The 4,180-nt window shown below is 69.1% G+C and carries 4 protein-coding genes, 1 tRNA gene and 1 pseudogene; 4 read left to right on the top strand and 2 right to left on the bottom strand.

Annotated elements, in window-relative coordinates; genetic code table 11:
* Positions 1-527: 527 nt before the first annotated feature.
* A complete protein-coding gene (locus ABZ646_RS41650; RefSeq protein WP_360531497.1) occupies positions 528-1,061 on the top strand; it encodes a GNAT family N-acetyltransferase in 534 nt (177 codons plus the stop codon).
* A gap of 59 nt (positions 1,062-1,120) precedes the next feature.
* Here the strand turns inward: ABZ646_RS41650 and ABZ646_RS41645 are convergent, their stop codons facing one another.
* A complete protein-coding gene (locus tag ABZ646_RS41645) occupies positions 1,121-1,639 on the bottom strand; it encodes a hypothetical protein (RefSeq protein WP_360531494.1) in 519 nt (172 codons plus the stop codon).
* Between the two features lie 168 nt (positions 1,640-1,807).
* Positions 1,808-2,017, bottom strand: a complete 210-nt coding sequence (locus tag ABZ646_RS41640) for a hypothetical protein (protein WP_360531500.1) — start codon at positions 2,015-2,017, stop codon at positions 1,808-1,810.
* A gap of 594 nt (positions 2,018-2,611) precedes the next feature.
* Between ABZ646_RS41640 and ABZ646_RS41635 the strand changes: the two genes are divergently transcribed.
* The 3 genes and pseudogenes from ABZ646_RS41635 to ABZ646_RS41625 form a co-directional block, all read left to right on the top strand.
* Positions 2,612-2,968 (top strand): carboxymuconolactone decarboxylase family protein, encoded by a 357-nt coding sequence (locus ABZ646_RS41635; RefSeq protein WP_360531491.1) that lies wholly within the window; start codon positions 2,612-2,614, stop codon positions 2,966-2,968.
* A gap of 59 nt (positions 2,969-3,027) precedes the next feature.
* Positions 3,028-3,102 (top strand) — tRNA-Arg (locus tag ABZ646_RS41630).
* A 459-nt stretch (positions 3,103-3,561) separates the two neighbouring features.
* Positions 3,562-4,180 (top strand): annotated as a pseudogene (locus ABZ646_RS41625) (hypothetical protein); the annotation flags it as partial.

Here is a 4,180-nt window from a genome sequence, read left to right as displayed (position 1 = left end):
AAATGTCCTACGAGCCATTCACCCGTCCCCTGGCTCTCCTCGGACTCCGCTGACCAGCACAGACGCACCAACGATCAGACTTTGAAACCGCCCTGCCCCAAACGCCGCCTAAAACCAGAGAAACCGGCCGCTACGAAACTCGGGGCAACTCACCCCACTGGCTGGCAGAACCAAGTGCCTTCCGTTCCCCACCAGCCACTCTGCCCCGGATGAAGGTACGAGCTGGCGCATGCCGGCGCGGTCCGCATGTGGCGGCTCCTTGTCGGGTCGAGGAAAGGGGAGATGTGAGTCGTCCACTGAAGGTCGGTGAGGCCGAGGGTATTGGTGCTGCGGCGGGCTGCCGCCGAATCGGTCGTACCTCTCGACCCCGCTGTCGAAGTGGCGCGTCGTCCGGCCGGCCGTCGGCCCCGGGCTCTCGCCCGTCACGGTGTGCGGTGCAGGCCGCTTGCCGGCTTGTGGTTGCGGAGCGGCAGCGCGGGCGAGCACCGGATTACCGATGAGGCGCTTGCCTTCGGCAGGATGGACGTATGACCGAGATCCGCACACCTCGCCTCCTCCTCCGAGGCTGGCACGACGACGACCTCGCGCCGATGGCGGACATCAACGCGGACCCCCGGGTCATGCGCTGGATCGACGACGGCTCGGTGCGTGACCTGGAGCAAACGGCCGAGGACATCGAGCGGTGGGAGGAGGAGTGGGACGTTGAGGGCTTTGGACTCTTCGCCGTCGAACTGCTGGCGTCGGGCGAACTGATCGGCTTCACGGGACTGTCCGTGCCCGAGTTCCTGCCGGAGGTGATGCCCGCCGTGGCGATCAGCTGGCGGCTCGGCTCACAGTTCTGGGGCCAGGGATACGCCTCCGAAGCCGCGCACGCGACGTTGGAGTTCGCGCTCCAGGACCGCGGCCTGGACCGCGTCATCAGCATCAACCGGGTGGGGGACAACGCCTCCGAGAACGTCATCCGCAAGCTCGGCATGGTGCCCGGGCCGGAGAGGACACACCCGGTGTACGGCTACCCGCTGCGCGTTCACGCCATCGATCTCACCGAGTTCCAGGCGTGAACCGGCCGAGCCGTCGATCATCACAAGACGGCCGACCACTGTCATGCTGACCTGCGCTTTCACGGAACTGCGGCCAAAGCCTCGCGGGCGGAGGGCTCCGGTGTGAGGTGCGGCCGACCGGTCAGCCGATGGTTGCGATGCCGTCGGTGGTGACGGCCGGGCGGCCGGAGGTGCCGACCACGACGATCTTCAGCGTGTGGTTGGCGGAGCTGGACCAGGTCTTGGTCCACGTAGATGTTCACCTGGCCGGACGTGGAGGCCCGCGAGACGATCCAGGCCACCGAGCGGCCGGTGAAGGTCCAGCTGATCGAGGCGCCGGCGGACGAGGAGCTGTAGGAGTAGCCGCCCAGGTAGCTGGTGCCGCTCCGGTGCGTCCAGGTGCCGGTATGGGTGGTGGAGGTCTCCTGGATGATGTTCGGCGTCCGGTAGACGGAGGCGCCACCGGTGTTGCCGGCCACGTCGGACGCCCTCAGGGCGAACAGGTCCGAGGTGCCGGGCTTGGCGACGGTGTTCCAGAAGGTCACCGTCGGTCCGAAGGTGGCCGAGGACGGCGAGGTCGCCAGGACCTTGGCGAGCACCGCGTTGTCGGCGGCGACGAGACAACCGTCGCAGGGACCGACGGGCCCGTGTCCGGGCCGTGCGAGGCCGCTCGGCGGTCGCCCAGGACGACCAGGTGGAAAACCCTGACGACGAAGCCCCCTGCCGGAGGAGACCCACGGGTAGGGGGCTTGTCGCAGATCCGGCGGTCAGAAGGAAACGGTGAGTCCCACCTGGTGGTACTGGCCGACGGTGTCCAGGACCTCGTCCTTGACCGCGCCGACCTGAGCCACGAGGTCCGAGCTGCTGATCGCCGTGGGACCGGCGGTGATACCGGCCTGCGGGCTCAGGCCACCGGAGACGGTGTCGAGCTCGGCGTCGGAGATTTCGAGGGTCTGAACCTGGGGAGCGGAGTTCATCATGAAACTGCCCTTCGTATGGATCCTCAAGGGGGAGCGGCCGAGGTGGGGACAGACGGCCGGCCGCGACCGCAGCCTGCGCCGTCCGTTTCCGGACACCTTGGCGCGATCCCTGCGGCGCGAAGGATCAAATCACGGAGCATGCCCGGCATCCAGTCGGTCATCGCTGCCAGCAGGGCAGTTGCGAGGGTCGACCATGCATCCGTGCGCGCATGCACACGAATTGAGGGCAGCCTCTCTACATGTCGTGCCGCACAGTGAAACCGGCAGCTGTTGTCACGCGTGCTCCGACTGCGACAAATCCGCGCCAATCGAACTCGCCTGTGCCGCAGTTGCGCCTTTGCTGTGCAGATCCATTCGCTGACGGAAGGCCGGGCGCAGCCGGCGCTTCCGCAGGCCTCGGCCCAACCGAAGGAAACTCCCCCAGCGGGTGTCGCGGGTGTCGAATCCTGCCGGGGGCACAGCGCTCGTGCGGCCTTCGACGCGCGCAACAACCCGTGCGTACCTAAGCTTGAGTCGCGACAGCCGGTTGCACAGGGGGGTCCCGCTTTAGGCGGCAGTCAACTCCCTACAGCGCAAGGAGGCGGCCCAACCATGGCTACTGCATCCGAGACTCCCGTACTTGACACGATCGCCGCCATGACGATCGACTCCATCGAGCACTGCCACATGGACGAGCGGACTCTGATCCTCTCCCGTATCGCAGCACTCGTGGCCATGGATGCACCAGCGGTCTCCTACCTGGCCCACGTCAATCCCGCGATCAAGGCCGAGTTCACGGTCGAGCAGCTGCAGGACCTGCTCGTCGCCATAGCTCCCGTCGTCGGGACAGCACGGGTCATGTCGGCCGCGAGCCACATAGCCCGAGCGTTCGGTGTCGCACTCGCCCTGGCCGACAGCGAGGCCGAAGCCATCGCCCAGGCCGAAGCGGACAGTCGTACCGCCTCCTGACAACCAGCAGCGGCACGGCCAGAAGGGCGGGCTCCGGGGGGCTCAGGGGGGCTCAGGGCGGAGCCGTAGCGCAGAGGTAGTCGCGCGCGGTCTCCGAAATCGCGAGGACGCCGGTTCGAGTCCGGCCGGCTCCGCCGCCCGCGGCACGGGCTTCCGGGGCCGGTCGGGGCGCCGGGGCGTCCGCCCCGTCCGGCCTCGTGCTGGTCTGGATGGGGGGCATGCGCGGTGTGGTGTGGATGACCTTGCCTGACGGGCTGTCATTTTATGGGGCGGTCCGTCTCGTTCGCGTACCTGCCTGTTCCGGCAGCGGGATGTGGTGGGCTCCTCACGGTGGTGGGTTGCTGCCGTGAGGCCTTCTCTGTGCGCGTCCGCGCCCCGTACCCCCGCCCTGACCGGAGTCGGTGTGTGTGCGGGTGGCTGGAGTGCGCCGTGGTCAGAAAGGGTTCCGGATTCATCTCATGGCCGTTTCCACCATCGTCGGGTACGGACGGGCAGCACGCCTGTTGTCCGGCCGCGCTCTTCCTGGTCGTCGGGCGGGGCGTGCGGCGTTGACCCTGGTCTGTGGCGTCATCGCCGGCAGTGTCACGGTTCCCGTGACCGCGACGTCCGCTTTCGCCCTGCCGACGGCGTCCACGGTTCGCGTCGCGCACACCTTCCCCACCTCGACGGGCAAGGCAGGTCTGCGACGGCAGCCCCAGTCGGTCTCCTTCGTCTGCACCCACGGCGACCAGACGTTCACGGTCCCCGCGGGTGTGGCCTCCATCGTGGTGGACGCCGTCGGGGCCCCCGGTGCCAACGGCGCCGACACCGGTGGCAGCACCGGCGGGGCCGGAGGCAACGGCGGCACCGTCACCGGCGCCGGCCTGACCGTCACCCCTGGCCAGGTACTCCACGTCGAGGTCGGCTGCGCGGGCAGCAGCACCGGCGCGGGCGGCTTCAACGGCGGCGGCTCCGGCGGCTCCGGTGCCGCCGACATCACCAACCCGGGTGGGGGCGGTGGCGGTGCCACCAGCCTCCAGACCGCGGACAACAGCGGCTGCGTCCTGTCGGGCAACCCCACCACGGACTGCCGCCTCCTCGTCGCCGCCGGCGGCGGAGGCGGCGGCAGCATCAACAACCCGACCGCTGTTCGCCGCCCAGAAGGGCACCCAGCCGCAGGTGACCGGCGCCGGCCACGCGCGCGTGCGGCACGTCTCCGCGCTCCGCGTCCCC

This window comes from Streptomyces sp. NPDC007162, from assembly GCF_040634175.1.
Classification (GTDB): domain Bacteria; phylum Actinomycetota; class Actinomycetes; order Streptomycetales; family Streptomycetaceae; genus Streptomyces.
This window is presented reverse-complemented; position numbering and strand designations above follow the sequence as displayed.

What these genes read in the sequence shown, in the direction of transcription:
- ABZ646_RS41650 (WP_360531497.1), top strand. Translation starts at nt 528, where the DNA reads ATGACCGAGATCCGCACACCTCGCCTCCTCCTCCGAGGCTGGCACGAC.
- ABZ646_RS41640 (WP_360531500.1), bottom strand. Translation starts at nt 2,017, where the DNA reads ATGAACTCCGCTCCCCAGGTTCAGACCCTCGAAATCTCCGACGCCGAG.
- ABZ646_RS41635 (WP_360531491.1), top strand. Translation starts at nt 2,612, where the DNA reads ATGGCTACTGCATCCGAGACTCCCGTACTTGACACGATCGCCGCCATG.